The organism is Microcoleus sp. B13-B6, from assembly GCF_036705405.1.
Lineage (GTDB): Bacteria > Cyanobacteriota > Cyanobacteriia > Cyanobacteriales > Microcoleaceae > Microcoleus.
This window is the reverse complement of the sequence record NZ_JAUBUJ010000051.1, coordinates 24,179-40,742: the sequence shown is the minus strand read 5'-3', so window position 1 is coordinate 40,742 and position 16,564 is coordinate 24,179. Positions and strand designations below refer to the sequence as shown.

Genomic DNA, 16,564 nt, shown 5'->3' with positions numbered 1-16,564 from the left:
GGTTTAGAGAGGGAGAGCGTCCGATGGGGAGCGGGGGAGAGGATTTGACGATTTTTGATCGGGACTCGAAATATACAATTTAAATGCACAACAGCTTATCAGAACTCTTTCAGGCTGTTATCGCCAGCGAATAAAAAGCCGACTTGCGTCAGTTTGCCAGCGATTTACGCGCTTTGGGAAACAAATATTTACTGCGAAACGATATAGTTAACACTTTTGTTGCCTACTGCACCAAATAGGAAAAGCCCGAACAGTTTTATCAATCTTCCCTAAATTCAACGTAGTGCCGCCGGGAGTTAACGAAAGTGTGTACTTTCCCTACACGCGGATAGAAGACCGGGTGCAAGGCGATCGCGATCGGCCAGGGCGAACTGCTGTTTACTCTCGAAGACCCGGAACAAGTCTTTGGAAAACTCGACGATCCGCACAAGCGCCCTTTATTTTCAATGGCCCGGCTCGATCGCATTAAAAACATGACAGGCTTAGCAGAATTGTTCGGAAAAAGCCAGGAATTGCAAGAAAAATGCAACTTAATTCTAGTAGCTGGCAAACTGCGGGTCGAAGAAACCGAAGACTACGAAGAAGCAGAAGAAATTAAAAAGCTCTACGCAATTATCGACCAATACAACCTTCAGGGTAAAATTCGCTGGCTGGGAGTGAGGCTTTCCAAAAGCCTGTCCGGCGAAATCTACCGGGTAATCGCTGACGCCCAAGGTATATTTGTTCAACCAGCCTTATTTGAAGCTTTCGGCTTGACAATTCTCGAAGCAATGATTACCGGGATTCCCACTTTCGGGACGCAGTTTGGCGGCCCGCTGGAAATCATTCAAGATGGGGTAAATGGGTTTTATATCAATCCGACTAACCACCAGGAGACTGCCCAAAGAATTCTCGATTTTTTATCGAAATGCGAACACAATCCCAACTATTGGTATGAAATTTCAACGCGAGGGATTGACCGAGTTTACAGCACGTATACCTGGAACATTCACACTACCAAGCTGCTGACACTGGCGCGGACTTACGGTTTCTGGAACTACTCGTCCAAGGAAAACCGCGAAGATATGCTCCGTTACATAGAATCGCTGTTTTATCTGATTTACAAGCCAAGAGCCAAGGCTTTATTGGCAGAACACGCTAACCGATAAGTCGCGAGTTTGGCTTTTTATATCAAATCCGTTGGTATCGGAATTATTCCTCTCTCTCTTCCCTTTCTCTGTATCCTCTGCGTCAAGAGGGGTTTAATAATTCCGATACAACTGAGATGTTGCACCATTGTCAAGAACAGGCAAGATGCCTGTTCCACAAAGAGTGAATTTTCTTGTGGAACAGGCATCTTGCCTGTTCCTAAACGGCCCATTCCACAAGAGATGAATTTTCTTGTGGAACAGGCATCTTGCCTGTTCCTAAACAAGTAATTGAGAATGGTGCAACATCTCAGATACAACCGAAATTGATCTTACGGGGGGATTCAAGGAAAAAACTTCGCCTCTGATGGATCAACTTTGTACCAAACCTGCCCGTAAATATTTGTGAATGACGGCAGGTTTTGTACAAGAGGACTGAGGCTAAGAAACCCGGTTTCTACGAAAATATGGGCTTTGGTAACGAAACATCTCGGAATCAACCGGGTTTATTAGGAATAGTGCGAACCGGCCCCTACTTCTAACAGGTAACTTCCAACTCGCAAATTCTGAGTGCTGGTGTCCCGATTGCCGAAATTCTAGAGACCGGGGCAGATATAGCAACCGCGCCAGACGCTTAGAACTTTCTTAATGGCCTAAACCAATGCGGTCTATTACCCCTTCCCTCGGACTTCTTGTTACCCGATCGCGAAGTCGAAAGTCATTCTTCCTTCTTGCTTCTGCTATATGTCTCAGAAAGCTGTCCGGGTAATACAATTAGATTTAGAAACATGAAAACAGGGAAACCTTGTCAAACCTTACCAACAGGATGAAATTTATGCGTGTGACTACTGTTACGATTTTCAGCTTGATCGCTCTGCTCGCTCCCGGCTTAACCCGAAAGGCAACTGCTGCTTTCGACTCCGAACCCTTGGTGCAGGAAGAGTACCGCCGAGACTTTACGGCTCCCGCCGATCCGGGTGCGTCAGCATCGCCCGAGGGAAAGTCCAAAGCAGATATGTTTAACAAGCCTTTTTACGCGGGCGACCAGGCGCCAGTGAAAAAGGAAAAAACTATCTCGGCGGGTGCTGACGGGCCAGAAGTTGCAGCCATACAGCAGCGCTTGCAGGTGCACAGTTTCAAGGTGGGGACGATCGACGGTACCTATGGCTCTCGCACTACATCGGCGGTTCGTGCTTTTCAGCAGTCTAAGGGTTTGAACGCAGATGGCATTGTGGATAAAGAAACTTGGACAGCTTTAGCAGCAGATCCAGCGTCGGCTCCTGAAACTGTGCAGAGCAATGCTCCAATTCTGAGCAATGCTGCTGTTCCGGGTAATCCTCCAACTCTTCTGAATAAAGGGGCTGTCGGTTCCAAGGTGAAAACGCTACAGGTGCGTTTGGAAATGCAGGGTTACGATCCGGGCCCGATCGACGGCATTTTTGGCGCTCGCACTGCTACGGCTGTCAAGAACTTTCAGCAGTATAAGGGCTTGATGGCTAACGGAATGGTGGACGACACAACCTGGAAGGCGCTGGGCCAAAAGTAAGCGACGAGTGAAAAATACGGAAAATTGCTGTGGCGATAACTCATGATTGAACCCGGTGTCCCAAAATGACCGGGTTTCTCGATTTTGAGCGATCGAGCAATTTGGTCATCAGCCTGCGGATTTATCAGTGGGGCGCTGTCTTCAATCTAAAATCTAAAATCTAAAATCTAAAATCGATTGGGCTATGTGGTCATCAGCCTGCGGATTTATCAGTGGGTCGCTTCCTTCAATCTAAAATCTAAAATCTAAAATCTAAAATCGCTTGACCGATCGCTCTGTTGTGTGCTATAGTAGTTGAATGTCAAAATGCGGATATGGCGGAATTGGCAGACGCGCCAGATTTAGGTTCTGGTTCCGAGAGGAGTGAAGGTTCAAGTCCTTTTATCCGCATACTATCTAATACTTTATAAATCAAGGGTTGGAGGTTAATTGAACCAAGAATCCCGTTTTTTGCTCATGTTTCGCTGACTCTTGCGAGTAAGGCGGTCGATCAAAACACTCTGTGCGATCATCGCAATGTTCGAGCATTTGCATACCCTTGACTGTGATGTTTTAACTTCTGATGATGCCGATCGGGCGAATCAAGGGATTCCTGATAACGAGTAGAATAGTAGATGGCTAAAACAGGAAGTTTAGATATGGGACTTAATGAGTATTTTGATTTCTTAGCACCGGATGATATTCGTATTAAAGGACATCGCATCGGGATTGAGACGGTACTGTATGAGTATATTTATCGGGAACGCACCGCAGAAGAAATTCACCAACTCTATCCTTCTCTCAGTTTAGCAGAAGTTTATACGACTATTTTGTATTATTTAAAAAATCAAGAATCAGTAAGTAGATATTTGCAAGATTGGTTGGAGTGGTCGCATCAGCCGCGAAAAATGCAAGCAGCAAATCCCCATCCTGCAGCAGAAAGATTGCGAAAATTGAAAGCGGAACGGGAAAGGCAAACCGCGATCCAGGGTGCTTGAAGAATGGCACTTAAATATTTGATGGATGAGAATGTTACGCCCATTTATGCTACACAGCTTCGCCGGAAACGCCCCGATTTAGTAGTTTGGGCCGTGGGTGAAATTGGTACACCCCCAAAAAGCACCCTCGATCCGGAGATTTTGGTGTGGTGTGAGGAGCATAGCTTTATTTTGGTGACAAATAATCGCAAGTCAATGCCCGTGCATTTGGTAGATCATCTGGCTAAAGGTTGTCATATTCCAGGGATTTTCGTTTTGAATCAAGATTTAAGTATTGGGCAAAATATTGAGGAATTGATTTTGATTGTTGATGGTTCGTTTGATAACGAATACCAAGACCGAATCATTCATCTCCCCTTAACATAAATCCACACTCCGATCGCGATCTAGAGAATGCTTGGCGTTATTACGATCGCCACCACCAAGAAATCGATCGCCTCATTGTTGCTCATCAAACGGATGATTGAAAGGGTGAGGCTGTATTAAGAGTGAAAATTTTGCGATCGCCATCAGATTATGCGCGGGTGACCAGAAACCGGGTTTTTGCCCAGAAGACGCCATGCAGCCGTAGAAACCGGAAAAACCCGGTTTCTTGGGTTTTTCTCCGTAACTCCTATTTGTGTAGAAGCAATTTCCGTCGCCGATTTTTATCTTAACTTTTTCAGTTTCTTCAAGTGCGATCGTCTCAAATTTTCCACCAACCCCCGCAACTGACTCAAATTACCCGCTTCCCCGCCATACTTCCAGCGCACGTAAGCTTCCGAAACTTCATCAATCACCTCAGCTTCATCAGTTGCATGATTCCCGCGCATAGCCTCAGCATACTCCAAAGGCGTTTGAGCTTTCTGCTTGGCAAAACCCCTACTCGCCAAATCCTTCAGCATTTCCTGATAAACCCCCTCCACCGGCGGCAACTTCGCCAGCCAGCGGCGGTGGCGCCACTTGCGCCACACTTGCCAAATTAACCAGCCAATAAAGCCAAAGCCGATCGCAGCAATCAAACCAGTAAATAACCCCACCCAGCCCTTAGCAAACTGTCCCAGAAACCAGCCCACAATCAAAGTTATCCAGCCAATTAGAAAACCTATAACTGAATCGAGCCCGCTTCTGAGAGGAGTCGGTAGCCAACCCGCGATCCACTTCCAAAACGATTCCAGCGCACTAAAAGTCTGGTTGTCTTCCACCGAAGCCGGAATCAGCGGATAACCGGGAATCGGATTAAAAGCAAACCAGCCGTGATTGGGAAAATATACCTCCGTCATCAAGAAAGCGTCGGTATTTTTCACAATATACAAACCCGTAAACGGGTTAAATTCCCCCGTATCGAAACCCCCCACCATTCGGGCCGGAATCCCGATCGACCTCAGCATAATTGTCAGTACCGTCGAAAAGTGGTCTGGATATCCACCTGTAACTTTTTTGCCACCCTGAGTGTTTTTGTAGCCAAACAGAAAACCCTCGACTAAATCTTCACCTTCTTCTAAGTAAGGCAAAGCTTTTTCTATTTTGTAATTCGGATTTTGCTTTAAATATTGAGCCAAATACAAAGCTTTTTCGTAGGGAGAGTCGATCGGTCTGTCCGACTGAGCTACTCTAGTTCTTGCAGCCAATATCTCTTCAGTTTTTTCTCGCACCTTCTGGGCAATTTGCGGCGGCACATCCAAATAGAAATTGCGAATATTTTTCGGATAATTAGTACCAGTTTTCCCCAACAAAGAGCGATCGCGAAAAGGCACATTAGAAATCACCGTATAAGTCACACCCTCTCCCAATTCCGCAGGCGCTCGCAAACCCCCCTCCGCATCAATCGCCACCTCTGGGCTCGGAAAATAAAGCTCCTTCGGCTTGTTTAAAGCCGGAATCAAATTCGGCATTGGAGCAACAATAGTATAACTTTGAATCACCTCTTGATTCCGAGGCGCATTGGGAAACGGATTCAGATAAAATTGATAAGACCACCTAGGCCGAGTAAGCTTTTGAGCTTGTTCGTTGCGAGAAATTTCCCAACCCTGACCGGTGTATTTGTCAAAGCCTAATACTCGCCAAAAACCCGCCGCCTGCGATCGCACCCGCATCACCACTTGGGGTTTCATCTCCCCCCGCAAATTTTGATTAATGCGCTGGTTGAAACCGTAATAAAAAGTAGTGTCTACCTCTCCTGGCCCTTTTTCTGGGTTTCTCCCCCTTCCTCCGCCAGTCCCTTTTTCATTTCCCCCTCTAACATACCCTGGATTCAGAATGCTGCGCGAGTCAAACTCCCCCTGATATTCAATAGGAGCACTCACCGGAAAAGTCCGCAACTGATAGCCAGGGAGGCGCGGCAAAAACGCAAAAATAGTCAGCCCCAACCCGACAGTTATCAGCAGCAGCCAACCAAAATACTTTGGGGATAAAGTAGCAGCAAATAGCGACAGGCTTTCATTTTTCCCTTTACCTTGTGCTTTTTCGCCAATGGCTTCTGGCTTCAAAAATCCCAAGCGCGATCGATAATCCAAAACCAAAGTTGGAAGCGCTAAAGCCAAAAACACCAACAACAGCGGCCCAAAAGTCAAGGTTTGGCTGAGAGTCGCTGCTACCCCTAACAAAATTAGCCCGATTACCATCGAATAGCCTAAATCCTTGCGGCGAGGCAAATCGAAACTGTGCAGCACTTGAAGTTGGATTAACAGTTGCGCCAAAACTAACCGCGTATCATTCAATTCTCCCACCAAGCGGCTAAAAAAAGCGAACAGCGCCACCAGCATTCCAATAGCTATGCAGAACTTAGCAGCTACATTGCGATCGCGGCGGCGGTACCAACTCCAAGTTGCTCCCACAATACTAACAGGCACAGCCCACAGGTTCAGGGCTTCTTCGGCAGCAACGTCAGTAGCTACAATTCCCACAATTACCAACAACTGAACTAGGATTCGCAGCAGTAAAGAATCCTCAATCACCGGCGGAGGCATGGCCTCAATCTGCTCCCACAGCTTACCCAACACAGGTATATTTCGCAGGTTATCAGTTGTCATGTGCACCCATCCAACTATTTTAGATTTTAGATTTTAGATTTTAGATTGAATCCACAGATAAATCTGGGTTTTAACTAATATCTAAATCTTATTTCCCTGTCAAACGATTTTAGATTTTAGATTTTAGATTGAATCCACAGATAAATCTGGATTTTAACTAATATCTAAATCTTATTTCTCTGTCATTAGATTTTAGATTGAATCCACAGATGAATCTGGGGGCTTGAACTAATATCTAATTTTTTTGGCTTTCCACGACAGAAGTCGAGGGATTGCATCTGTTTTTGTGTGAGGTCAAACCAGAGAGTAAACACCTACCTTATTTACTCTAATTAGGCCTTTCTAGTTGCTATCTTGTCCTGCCAAAATTGGACGAATAGCAAACATCAAAGGTCGGGTCTCGAAGTTTTGGAATCGAACTTCTAGAGCATAAGTCTTGTTCGGTTGTGGGTCAAACAACTCCACACTTAAATGCCCCGAATTCGGACGATGTGCAGTTGCTTCGGCATCTCCTCCCTTGAGTTCCAAACTTCCTGCCCCCGGAAATTGGCACTCAACTCTTAAACACGGCATTGGCTGTTCTCTGTTGGGGTTCGACAGGTATTGAGCCTCCAGAGTCAGCGAACCCAAAGCAGTAAGCCACTCGCGCGAAATCGGCGGCTGATTCACATGACAATCGAGAGTTAGAGACTCAATGATTTCCTTGGCGGCCAACAGCGACAGCACCATTTGTTGATCGGTACTCGCCACTTCGTAATTCGGGAAATCTTCTAAATCTAGAAGTCCCCGTAAAGCACCTCGGAGCACTAAACCAGCTAATTCGTTGAGTTCGTGAGAATGGCCCGGAAATAAGCCATCTACAGCGCGAACTAACTTCGATCCTTGCCGCAGCGACGACATTACCAGTTCCTGACAAGGTTCTAGCAGTTGAGCAAAAACCCCTTGGGCGATCGGAATTGGCAGGCGGCCCCACCTGATATTTTGTAGTTGGGGAGTCCAGATGTGTAGGGGGGGAACCCATTGCGGGGCTACCTCGTCTGGGTAATCGTGGTCGTAGCTTTTGAATTCTGTTTCCCAGGGGAACAGCGGCGGGTTAGATTCAATTTCGGCTCTAAGCCTTTGTTTTAACAAGGTCTGAAAACGGTCTTGCACGGTCGGTATTTCTCCAATTGTCAGCGGTTGTGCGGGTGCATTGCTGTGCGCCCCCACTTGATAGTCCAGCGGGTCTGGTTCGTCCCATTCCCAGTATTCCACCCCGGAATTCTCTTCTGTATCGCCCCACTCTTGTGAGCGAGGGGATGGATTGAGGTTTTCCTCATCTTCGCTAGAGGCATTCGCGATCGGCGCCTGCAATATCCAGTCTAAAAAATGGCGATCGAAAGCCTCTGCATCCCTGTTCGTTTCGTTATTCATCACTAGATGCCCCTTCTCCGGAATCTGAACGATTTCGCAATTCCCACGCAAGTTCCAGCAATTTAAACCACCGCTTCTGTACCTGGGCTACCGTGCTACCCAGGGTTTGGGCGATCGCTGACTCTGACAGACCCTGTTGTTTCAACTTTAGCAAACGCTGTCCCTCTGGACCAATTTGCTCGCCAAAAGCCTGCCACTGAGAAGGTAGCAAACCCAGATTTTGATCGAGGTCTGCTTCCAGCCACTGGTGAACGAGTTCCCAGCGGTGCGACATGGCGAACCTGAGCAAATGGTACTTGAAGCGCTGCTGCAAATAGTCTCTTTGGCGGGGAGTTATGCCCAGAAGCGACTCTATTTCATTAGTCGGCAAGTCTTGCAAGCGCAGCACGAAGTAATCGGCACATTCTTGTTGGTTGCGCTCTTTCAAGTAGGCGACTAATTCGTCAATCACCTTTTGCCGCAGAGATTCTGACTCGTCGCCTTGGGGACGAATTGCCGCCGAACCCTGTCCGGCCATCGCTTCCCGCACCGAGTGCACCGAGGTGTCGTTCCAAGTTTGGTCGGAATCTGAAGCGCCTCCGTCGGCGGCTTGTTCCATATCTACGGAGGTTTCTTTGGGCTGCTGCTGGGAAAAGGTTTGGGCCCGTAAAATAATTAGTTGCTGGCTGCGGTTCCGAGGTAAAGGAATGCGCCGCTTGCCAAAGCGCTCTACAAAGGCCATGTACTCTGCTAGTTCTAAGCGAGTGCGGGGACTGTAGGTGGGTGGCAGTTGGGTTTCGCGCCGGAATGCCTTTAAAGCTTCCAGATAAAATCCTTGCAAAAAATCTTTGATCAGTTCTACTCGCGCCTGATAGCTAGACTGCACCTGCGGAGGGGTTATGTAGCGATAGACGATCGCGCTGAGGGTACTGTGTAATTCTACTCTACCGGGCCCAGAGCCTAAATTGTAATAGTGGAGGCATTGTTGCAAGCGGTGCTGAGCGAGGCTCTGGGCTGAACCTTCTATATCTCCAGAGGCTTGAATCCGCTGGCTTTCAGTGCATATCCTGTTGACTTCTGCTGCGAGTCGCCCTGCTACATCTTGGCAGTTCTGCTCAGACGCGCGAGTGGACTTTTTAAGTTCGTCTAACAGCAGTTGAAATATGGTTTCCACGCTCTGGCAGATTTCCCGCATGATGGTTTACAGCTAACAATGAAAGTACCACAGTTAGTAAAAGTATGGATAAATCTTTCCTACTGCTACTTTACCGCGTATTCCCCAGATAGGACAAACTGCAACGTCCTCTATCTCCTCCTTCGCGCAAACACAGAGGACTGCTTTTTTTAATCTGTCCTGGAGGCGCCATCCGTTAAGAAACAGGTTTAAACAGTTGCCATAACGATGGTTCATCAGAGTGTCGGGTTTGACAAAGCCTTCATGGGGGCCCAAAACGCTACACTGTCGTTGATACCTTCGGCAAGCGTGCTGTGGTTGTCACAGCAGCGCAAGTCTTCCTGAAGGTGAAGCGAGCAAACAGGTTCTCTCATTCGGTCTACTAGATGGGGTCAAGGGTTAGAAACGGTTATATTTAATTCCCAGTCCCCTAGCCCGTCATTTAAAGCAGCCCACACACTTAATTGTGTGGGATGTTGGTTAACTGGGACATAAATTCCTTGATTTTTACTAACAATCATAGTGCAGCCTTTTTGTATAGCCCGATTGAGCGGGGACTCATCGGTTGCCCCATCCCTGTGTTTGCCAAACAAAGGCACTCCAGAACAATAAGTTTCATGGCATCTATCTAAGGGTATCTATATTGCGATTAATTTAACCTGAAATGCAGATATTTTACGAAAGTGCGATCGTCTTCGATCGTCCTCTGGGTTGATGTAAGTTGCTGGCGTAATTTGTTCTAATAAATGTAAAGTTAGAGTTGAAGGAAAAATTTTCAATGCGTAAGTTAAACATAGGCTTATCGGACGAGCAACGTGCAGGCGTTATCGAACTATTGAATCACGACCTGGCAGATGCTTATCTGCTGTTAATCAAAACCAAAAAGTATCACTGGGATGTAGTGGGCCCGCAGTTTCGATCGCTCCACCAGTTGTGGGAAGAACACTATCAGGCCTTAACACTAAATATCGATGCTATGGCCGAACGGGTCAGAACTTTAGGTGGCTATCCAATTGGTACTGCTGAGGGTTTTCTGAAGTATGGCTCGATTAAAGAACATATCGGCGATTTGCCTTTGGCTACGGAAATGGTATCGCGTTTAGTTGACGACCACGAATTGATTATTCGCAATCTCCGCCAACACGTCGAACAGTGCGGTGAAGAGTTTAAGGATGACGGAACCGCAGACTTTTTGACTGGTTTGATGGAACAGCACGAACAAATGGCTTGGATGTTGCGATCGTTTATTGAGGGGGAATCCCTTGCGCCAGACGGCCAGCACCCACAAGCTAAAACTCCTACAGCTTCTCACGCTTAGAAAGATTAAGTAGAAGGAAGAAGGAAGTTCGGTAACGGATTCTCTAACGGATGTAACGGATGTCAGTTCGATGGAAGTCGGAAGAAGGAAGAATGGAAAATTAAAATTCTTTTATTTAACCCTTTTTCCTGGTTCTTGACAGACCAACCAGGCAGAATTAAACGCCCTCTAGCTTCCTCAAAAACCCGGTTTATTCAAAAAACCGGGTTTTTCAATGTTGGGTTTATGTAGATTTTCGATTTCCTAAACTATTGAATCGCATTCTTTCGTCTACGTTCGACGGCAACATTCAGTGAACTTTCCTTCGCGTCTCAATCCTAGCAAGTGTCGTCCCTTCACTCGATTCTGATGCTTGTTTTAACTCTAACCCAGACTTAGTTGGCGGTGGAAATATTATTTTTACTATACTTTCTATTGACAGCACATACAAATTATGGCGTAAAAGAGTCATCAATGAATCTTCTGGAAAAACTCGATATAGCCAGAATAATGTACTGCGATGCTTGCCGTTACGGTTGCTTTTAACGGCTAAATTGTATATATAAAAACTGCTGTTAGACCAGCGATAAATATTGGCAGGAATTTCGGGATGTTGCTGCCGGACATCTGCCATAATTAGAGAGTGAGATTTTGCCATTGCTGCATAGTTGCTAGACATACTGCTGGCAATCTGCCGATAGCCAACTAAAAATTCTGGCACTACTTTAAATTGATAATGCTCAGCGATGCGGAGAAAAAGTTCCAAGTCTTCGCAGCCTTGGGCGTTTTCGGCTTTCAATTGGCAATTGTAACCGCCGACTCTCTCGAAACAAATGCGGCGGATCAGAGATGAGCTAGCATTACCCATAAAATATTTATAAACTAAAGCTTTGTATACTTCTCCTTCGATGGTGGAGTTGTAAAATCCACCTGTGAGTAAGTCTTTTTCGTTGATATCAAGTGACCAGGAATAGACAACTCCGACAGATGGTGCTGAGGAATTCAGGCAGTTAACTTGTTTTTCTAGGTTTTAGGGATACCAAATATCGTCGGTCTCGATGGGAGCAATATATTCGCCTTTTGATTTGTCAATTGCTAGGTTGCGAGCGACGGCGACGCCAGTATTTGACTGGTGGAATAAGCTGAATCGGCTATTTTTTTGAGCAAAAGATTGGACGATTTCGGCTGTTGTGTTGTATCTGTAGAGCCGTCGTCAACTACTAAAACTTCTATGTTTTGATAATTTTGATATCAGACAGACTCTAAGGTTTTAGCCATAAAATTTTTAGCGTTGAAAGCTGGTATGATGACTGAAACTAATGGCTGATTTAAAGTATTTTGGGAGGTGTTCATGTAATATAAAAAATGGTTTAGGTAAAAGTTTTAGTTCAAAGGGAGCTAGCTAAGGGTATGTTAGCAAATTACTAAAGCTCGATCGTACAGCGGGGGAAATTTTAAGGCGTATATTTAAAATATATTGCCAAAAGTCATAAAGTGTGCGTTGAGTCCCCAGTCGCGATCGATACTTTGTGCAGGAGTCACTCACGGATGAGGTCTGTAAAAGAAATTGTACGGCGCCAGTCCTGAGAGTTCGCGGGTATCCGTATAAACGATGTTTGATTTTATACGGTGTGCCTACTTATAAAATCAAAGTCTTGTGCATTCCAACAGAGCCGCACCCAAATGCTGCTGGGGCTTTTTCCCAACTTTACACAAACAATGATATATTTAAAGATTTTGTAAAGCTGTTGTCTACATCAGGTCAGTCTCAGCAAGATATGGCGTAAAATAGAGGTAAGAATGGGGAAAATCAAATCGAGAATACCAGCAAAAAATCTAGTTGAAGACAAACAGAAATCGAGTTATAAATAAAAAAGTAGAGCTGATTTACCCTTCGTAAAGTAGCACCAATAAAATTCCAGCAAATTTTAGCCCCTGCAATTTAAACACTTTAGGTAATGATTTCTACCGCCGACCCCACTGTATCCGTTATTATCCCAGTCCACAACGGGGGCTCTTACTTCCGCACCTGTTTGTCAAAACTGGCTCAAACTGTGCCCAGGCCGATCGAGATTATTGTAGTAGCAGATGGCGAAAGCGACGGTTCCTGGCGTCTAGCCAAGGAATTCGGCGCCAAAGTCATCAGGATTCCCGAATGCGGGGGGCCAGCGCGGGCAAGGAATTTGGGTGCCCAAGCTGCAAAGGGAGATATTCTGTTTTTTGTGGATGCTGATGTCGCTGTTTGTCCAGAAGCTGTGGGCTATGCGATATCGGTGTTCAAAAATAATCCCTACTTAGCTGCTTTCATTGGCTCTTACGACGATGCTCCCGGAGATCCTGATTTTCTATCGCAGTACAGGAACTTGCTGCACCACTACGTGCACCAAACAGGTAACGAAGAAGCTTCGACTTTTTGGGGCGCTTGCGGAGTGATTCGCCGGGAAATTTTTTTGCAGATGGGCGGCTTTAATGAGAGTTACCGCCAAGCTTCGATCGAAGATATTGAGTTCGGCTACCGTTTGAAACAAGCAGGTTATAACATTCGGCTGTGCAAAACATTGCAGGTGAAGCATTTAAAGCGGTGGAAACCTATGGGGATGGTGAAAGCTGACTTTTTCTACCGAGCGCTGCCTTGGACAGAACTGATTTGGCGCGATCGCCAATTGAATAACGACCTCAACTTGCAAGTTTCAAACCGCATCAGCGTGATTTTAACTTATGCAGTGGTGCTGGCAATTTTGGGGACGTGCTGGTCCCTGAGCTTTCTGCTACTGGCTGGTTTGCTCGCAATACCGCTGGTAGCAATTAATGCACCGCTTTACCGATTTTTTTACCGTAAACACGGTATCCTATTTGCCCTGAAAACAATTCCGTGGCACTGGCTTTTCTACTTTTACAGCGGACTGGCATTCGCGATCGGCACGGGTCGCTACTTATACCAAAAAAAGCCTGTGACTGGCAAAGTTAGTTTGCCGGTGTCCGCTCAATAAATCAAGGCCAATTGTGCTTAAACATCAGGTCGATCGATCGTTTCTCAGGGTATTCACGGGTGAATCTATCACTGTTACCGGAAATAATGGGATACAAGCCTCGCACTAAGCGGGCGACTTTTCTTTTGGTTTGAGTTTTTGGATATATTGTCTCACTACTTCAGCGGTAGTTATTTGTTTGCTCTCGGCATAAGCTTGGAGCCAGCCTAGTTCCTCATCTGTAAGCCTTACTTTAAAAGTGTTTTGTCTTGCCATTCGCGTCCGTAATAGGATACAATACTATTATGAAAGCACGTTATCGTTTTCGCGTCTACCCCACACCCTCGCAGCAGTTGGCACTCGCTAAACTGTTCGGGTGTGTGCGTGTGGTTTGGAATGATGGACTGGCTCACTGCAATGCTGAATATCGGGCAGGAGGTAAGAAACCGAGCAATGCTGCATTACAGAAGCAATTTATAACCCAAGCCAAAAAGGTAGCAGAAAGAGAATGGTTAACGGAGGTTTCTAACGTACCTCTGCAACAATCGCTCAATGATTTAGAACAGGCGTACCAAAACTTCTTTAAATCATGTAAGGGAGAGCGTAAGGGAAAAGCTGTTAAGCCACCACGGTTTAAGAAGCGTCGGGCTGCACAGTCTGCACGGTTTACTACCTTTGGTTTCAAGCTGCAAAATGATTCTCTCTATCTTGCCAAGATAGGCAAATTAGATGTAGTCTGGTCGCGTCCTCTCCCGTCTGAGCCTAGCTCGGTCACAGTGATTAGAGACGCAGCCCACCGCTATTTTGTCAGCTTCGTCGTGGAGATTGGGCCAGAAACTTTACCACCTACTGAAAACAGCGTGGGGGTTGACCTGGGCATAGCCACCTTTGCCACATTAAGCACTGGTGAAAAAGTAGATGCACTCCTGCCACTGAAAAAGCGTATTCAGCGTGTGAGGCGATTAGATAAAAACCTAGCCAGAAAGCAGCGAGGCTCTAAGCGGTACGAGAAGGCACAGCGACGGAGAGCCAGACAGTACGCCAAGCTTAAGGATACAAGAACAGACTTTCTGCATAAGTTATCAACCAGATTAATCCGCGAAAACCAAGCGGTAATTCTGGAAGATTTAAATGTCGCAGGCATGGTCAAGAACCGTAAGTTATCCCGCGCAATTAGCGATTTAGGGTGGCGACAGTTCAGAACATTTCTAGAAGGAAAAGCCCAAAAGTATGGGCGTGAATTTCGCATCATTAGTAGATGGGAACCTACCAGCCAGCGTTGCTCGTGTTGTAACGAGATTGGTGGCAAGAAGGAGCTATCTATTCGTGAGTGGAATTGTCTATTCTGTGGAGCAAGCCACGACCGCGATATCAATGCAGCGGTAAATATTAAAGTCGCCGGAGGGCATTCGGAGACTCAAAACGGATTGCAGAGGAAGCGTAAGACTAGCGCCAAGTTAGCCGCATCCGTTGAAGCGTCAACCCGCCCGGAGTTCATTCAACTCAGTTTGTTTGACCTGTCGGGAATCACCGCACCTGATAGTCGGTGAGGATGTCAAAAGTTATAAATAACTGTATAGTTTGGATAAAAAAGCTGGAGGTAGGCTGAGTGAAACATTATCCTGTTGCGATCGTCGGTGCAGGCCCTGCGGGCTTGACGGCAGCTTACGAGCTAGTCAAGCAAGGCATCATCCCTGTTGTACTAGAAAAAGGTGATAAAGTTGGGGGAATAGCTCGCACAGAAACCTACAAAGGCTATCGTTTCGACATTGGCGGCCACCGCTTTTATACTAAAGTTGAAGCCGTGCAGCAGTTGTGGCAAGAGGTACTGGGAAATGAGTTTATTAAAGTGCCACGATTGTCGCGAATTTTTTATCGAGGTAAATTTTTTAACTATCCAATCAGTGCCTTCAATACTCTCTTTAATTTGGGGATAATTGAGAGTACGCTCATTATTTTGAGCTATCTGAAAGTGAGAATTTGGCCACTTACGGAAGAAAAAACTTTTGAACAATGGGTGATCAATCGTTTTGGGGAACGCTTGTACAAAACATTTTTTAAGACTTACACTGAAAAAGTTTGGGGAATTCCCTGTTCAGAAATTCAAGCAGATTGGGCGGCGCAGCGGATTAAAGGATTGTCGCTGACAACAGCAATTATTAATGCTTTGTTTGGTAGCAACGACACTAAAACATTAATCAAAGAGTTTGATTATCCAGCTTTGGGGCCGGGGATGATGTGGGAAAAGTTCGCGGAAGCTGTGGAGAATAAAGACGGCAAGGTTTATCTCGATACTAAAGTGATTAGCTTTGAGCGTGAAGGTAATACGATTAAAAGTATTACTGCGGAGCAAAACGGAGAATTAGTTCAATATTCTGCTGATAATTTCATTACGAGTATGCCGATATCGGCGCTGGTAGCAAGAATGAAACCGCAGCCCCCCGAAGAGGTATTGCACGCCGCGCGATCGCTCAAATATCGAGATTTTTTGATTGTATCGCTGATTGTCGATCGCAAGGATTTGTTTCCTGACAACTGGATTTACATTCACTCCCCCGAAGTCAAAGTTGGACGCATTCAAAACTTTAAGAATTGGAGCGCCGCTTTAGTTCCAGACGCCAGCAAAAGTTGTTTAGGAATGGAATATTTCTGTAGCGTAGGCGATGAGATTTGGGAAATGTCGGACGCGGAACTTATCGAATTAGCAACTCGCGAGTTGGTGGGTTTGGGGTTAGCAACAACTGCTGAGGTGCAAGATGGAGTTGTCATACGGCAACTTAAAGCTTATCCCGTTTATGATGGGGAATATCGAGGACACTTGCAGGTACTTGAAGGTTTTTTGAAGGGATTTGAGAATTTGCAGACGATCGGGCGAAACGGTATGCACCGATACAACAACCAAGACCATTCCATGCTGACGGGGATGCTGGCTGTGAGAAATATTCTCGGCGAAAAGCACGATTTGTGGGATGTGAATACTGAGCGATCGTACTATGAAGATTTTAGTGTCGATCGCTCAAAAGAAAAAAGTGATTCGGATTTGATTTCGCAGTCAATATAGCCAGCCGACG

The 16,564-nt window shown here is 45.9% G+C and carries 16 protein-coding genes and 1 tRNA gene; 10 read left to right on the top strand and 7 right to left on the bottom strand.

Annotated features, from left to right (window positions below; genetic code table 11):
* Positions 1–283 precede the first annotated feature (283 nt).
* Both QUB35_RS39215 and QUB35_RS21825 read left to right on the top strand, forming a co-directional pair.
* The gene (locus tag QUB35_RS39215) at positions 284–469 is read left to right on the top strand and encodes a hypothetical protein (RefSeq protein WP_445252041.1); all 186 of its coding nucleotides are present in this window, start codon (positions 284–286) and stop codon (positions 467–469) included.
* Complete coding sequence (locus tag QUB35_RS21825) at positions 447–1,148, top strand: glycosyltransferase (protein ID WP_445252124.1); 702 nt, start codon at positions 447–449, stop codon at positions 1,146–1,148. Before QUB35_RS39215 ends, QUB35_RS21825 begins: the two co-directional genes overlap by 23 nt.
* A 17-nt stretch (positions 1,149–1,165) precedes the next feature.
* On the opposite strand, the gene QUB35_RS21820 is transcribed toward QUB35_RS21825, so the two are convergent.
* On the bottom strand, positions 1,166–1,336 hold the full coding sequence (locus QUB35_RS21820; RefSeq protein WP_333143826.1) for a hypothetical protein: 171 nt from the start codon (positions 1,334–1,336) through the stop codon (positions 1,166–1,168).
* A 626-nt stretch (positions 1,337–1,962) separates the two neighbouring features.
* Here QUB35_RS21820 and QUB35_RS21815 point away from each other — a divergent pair.
* The 4 genes from QUB35_RS21815 to QUB35_RS21800 all read left to right on the top strand — a co-directional run bounded on the left by QUB35_RS21815 (position 1,963) and on the right by QUB35_RS21800 (position 4,016).
* Positions 1,963–2,673 (top strand): peptidoglycan-binding protein, encoded by a 711-nt coding sequence (locus QUB35_RS21815; RefSeq protein WP_333143825.1) that lies wholly within the window; start codon positions 1,963–1,965, stop codon positions 2,671–2,673.
* A 308-nt stretch (positions 2,674–2,981) separates the two neighbouring features.
* Positions 2,982–3,063, top strand: a tRNA-Leu gene (locus QUB35_RS21810).
* 224 nt (positions 3,064–3,287) lie between these two features.
* Entirely contained in the window at positions 3,288–3,650 is a 363-nt protein-coding gene (locus tag QUB35_RS21805; protein ID WP_445252043.1) for a DUF433 domain-containing protein, read from the top strand.
* 3 nt (positions 3,651–3,653) lie between these two features.
* The gene (locus QUB35_RS21800; RefSeq protein WP_333053246.1) at positions 3,654–4,016 is read left to right on the top strand and encodes a DUF5615 family PIN-like protein; all 363 of its coding nucleotides are present in this window, start codon (positions 3,654–3,656) and stop codon (positions 4,014–4,016) included.
* A 281-nt stretch (positions 4,017–4,297) separates the two neighbouring features.
* Here the strand turns inward: QUB35_RS21800 and QUB35_RS21795 are convergent, their stop codons facing one another.
* The 3 genes from QUB35_RS21795 to hetZ all read right to left on the bottom strand — a co-directional run bounded on the left by QUB35_RS21795 (position 4,298) and on the right by hetZ (position 9,248).
* Entirely contained in the window at positions 4,298–6,661 is a 2,364-nt protein-coding gene (locus tag QUB35_RS21795; protein WP_333143824.1) for a transglutaminaseTgpA domain-containing protein, read from the bottom strand.
* A 342-nt stretch (positions 6,662–7,003) separates the two neighbouring features.
* Positions 7,004–8,074, bottom strand: coding sequence for a hypothetical protein (locus QUB35_RS21790; RefSeq protein ID WP_333143823.1), 1,071 nt, complete (start codon positions 8,072–8,074; stop codon positions 7,004–7,006).
* Positions 8,067–9,248: a heterocyst differentiation protein HetZ gene (gene hetZ, locus QUB35_RS21785; RefSeq protein ID WP_333143822.1), complete on the bottom strand. Its 1,182-nt coding sequence runs from the start codon at positions 9,246–9,248 to the stop codon at positions 8,067–8,069. The genes QUB35_RS21790 and hetZ overlap by 8 nt, the downstream gene beginning before the upstream one ends.
* Positions 9,249–10,005: 757 nt before the next feature.
* Between hetZ and QUB35_RS21780 the strand changes: the two genes are divergently transcribed.
* Positions 10,006–10,545, top strand: a complete 540-nt coding sequence (locus tag QUB35_RS21780) for a Dps family protein (protein ID WP_333108980.1) — start codon at positions 10,006–10,008, stop codon at positions 10,543–10,545.
* A gap of 289 nt (positions 10,546–10,834) precedes the next feature.
* Here QUB35_RS21780 and QUB35_RS21775 read toward each other — a convergent pair whose 3' ends face one another.
* Entirely contained in the window at positions 10,835–11,479 is a 645-nt protein-coding gene (locus tag QUB35_RS21775) for a hypothetical protein (RefSeq protein ID WP_333143838.1), read from the bottom strand.
* Between the two features lie 75 nt (positions 11,480–11,554).
* The gene (locus QUB35_RS21770) at positions 11,555–11,704 is read right to left on the bottom strand and encodes a glycosyltransferase (protein WP_333143837.1); all 150 of its coding nucleotides are present in this window, start codon (positions 11,702–11,704) and stop codon (positions 11,555–11,557) included.
* Positions 11,705–12,482: 778 nt separating this feature from the next.
* Between QUB35_RS21770 and QUB35_RS21765 the strand changes: the two genes are divergently transcribed.
* Entirely contained in the window at positions 12,483–13,514 is a 1,032-nt protein-coding gene (locus QUB35_RS21765; RefSeq protein ID WP_333143821.1) for a glycosyltransferase family A protein, read from the top strand.
* 105 nt (positions 13,515–13,619) lie between these two features.
* Here the strand turns inward: QUB35_RS21765 and QUB35_RS21760 are convergent, their stop codons facing one another.
* Positions 13,620–13,769, bottom strand: coding sequence for a CopG family transcriptional regulator (locus tag QUB35_RS21760; RefSeq protein ID WP_333143820.1), 150 nt, complete (start codon positions 13,767–13,769; stop codon positions 13,620–13,622).
* Between the two features lie 29 nt (positions 13,770–13,798).
* Here QUB35_RS21760 and QUB35_RS21755 point away from each other — a divergent pair, with 29 nt between their 5' ends.
* A complete protein-coding gene (locus tag QUB35_RS21755; protein ID WP_333143819.1) occupies positions 13,799–15,043 on the top strand; it encodes an RNA-guided endonuclease TnpB family protein in 1,245 nt (414 codons plus the stop codon).
* A gap of 59 nt (positions 15,044–15,102) precedes the next feature.
* Entirely contained in the window at positions 15,103–16,554 is a 1,452-nt protein-coding gene (locus tag QUB35_RS21750; protein ID WP_333143818.1) for an NAD(P)/FAD-dependent oxidoreductase, read from the top strand.
* Positions 16,555–16,564 lie beyond the last annotated feature (10 nt).

Bases quoted from the DNA above. Each gene is read 5' to 3' on its own strand.
- QUB35_RS21780 (WP_333108980.1), top strand. From the start codon at position 10,006: ATGCGTAAGTTAAACATAGGCTTATCGGACGAGCAACGTGCAGGCGTT.
- QUB35_RS21765 (WP_333143821.1), top strand. From the start codon at position 12,483: ATGATTTCTACCGCCGACCCCACTGTATCCGTTATTATCCCAGTCCAC.
- QUB35_RS21820 (WP_333143826.1), bottom strand. From the start codon at position 1,336: ATGCCTGTTCCACAAGAAAATTCACTCTTTGTGGAACAGGCATCTTGC.
- QUB35_RS21815 (WP_333143825.1), top strand. From the start codon at position 1,963: ATGCGTGTGACTACTGTTACGATTTTCAGCTTGATCGCTCTGCTCGCT.
- hetZ (WP_333143822.1), bottom strand. From the start codon at position 9,248: ATGCGGGAAATCTGCCAGAGCGTGGAAACCATATTTCAACTGCTGTTA.
- QUB35_RS21800 (WP_333053246.1), top strand. From the start codon at position 3,654: ATGGCACTTAAATATTTGATGGATGAGAATGTTACGCCCATTTATGCT.
- QUB35_RS21825 (WP_445252124.1), top strand. From the start codon at position 447: ATGGCCCGGCTCGATCGCATTAAAAACATGACAGGCTTAGCAGAATTG.
- QUB35_RS21795 (WP_333143824.1), bottom strand. From the start codon at position 6,661: ATGACAACTGATAACCTGCGAAATATACCTGTGTTGGGTAAGCTGTGG.
- QUB35_RS21760 (WP_333143820.1), bottom strand. From the start codon at position 13,769: ATGGCAAGACAAAACACTTTTAAAGTAAGGCTTACAGATGAGGAACTA.
- QUB35_RS21805 (WP_445252043.1), top strand. From the start codon at position 3,288: ATGGCTAAAACAGGAAGTTTAGATATGGGACTTAATGAGTATTTTGAT.
- QUB35_RS21790 (WP_333143823.1), bottom strand. From the start codon at position 8,074: ATGAATAACGAAACGAACAGGGATGCAGAGGCTTTCGATCGCCATTTT.
- QUB35_RS21755 (WP_333143819.1), top strand. From the start codon at position 13,799: ATGAAAGCACGTTATCGTTTTCGCGTCTACCCCACACCCTCGCAGCAG.